Here is a 535-nt window from a genome sequence, read left to right on the forward strand (position 1 = left end):
CCATGTGGATGTCGGTCCAGCAGCACGGGGGGACGCCGGCCGGCGTCTCCCTCAACGGCATCCTCAGCCAGATGTTCGGGATCGGGGGGCAGCGTCTCCACTGGACCGGCCGGTCACTGACGGCCGAAACCGTCCAGGCCCACACATGGCGGGGAAGGGAGGGCTCCCTGACCTTCTACGCGGTGCCCGCCAAGCCCTCCGGCGACGCCGAGACCGCCGCCGTCGCCAAGGTGACGGCCGCGCTCGCGCGCCTCAGCGCCGTCGAGGGCAAGGAGGCCGCGCTGGCGAAGTGGAACGAGGAGATCCAGCGCGTGGAGACCGAGATCGGCAAGAAGGAGGCGCGGCTCGGGCAGATCACCGACGGGACGAAGGGCCGCAGCACCAGGGCCCTCCCCATGGTGGGCCTCGGCCAGGACCGGCTCGGTCTCGGCTGGTCGGGGGCGCTGCTCGGGTTCACCTCGGCCGCCGGCTCCCCGTTCATCACCGCGGGCGGCACCGGCCACCTCGGCCTCTACTTCCGCGACGAGCAGCAGGC

Annotated in this window: 1 protein-coding gene; it reads left to right on the forward strand. The window is 72.7% G+C overall.

Translation table 11 applies throughout. The features are described 5' to 3' along the window. The coding region (locus VR44_RS20850) for a hypothetical protein (protein WP_045949072.1) at positions 1 to 535 on the forward strand (535 nt) is incomplete at both ends.

This window comes from Streptomyces katrae (assembly GCF_000966975.1).
Taxonomy (GTDB): domain Bacteria; phylum Actinomycetota; class Actinomycetes; order Streptomycetales; family Streptomycetaceae; genus Streptomyces; species Streptomyces katrae.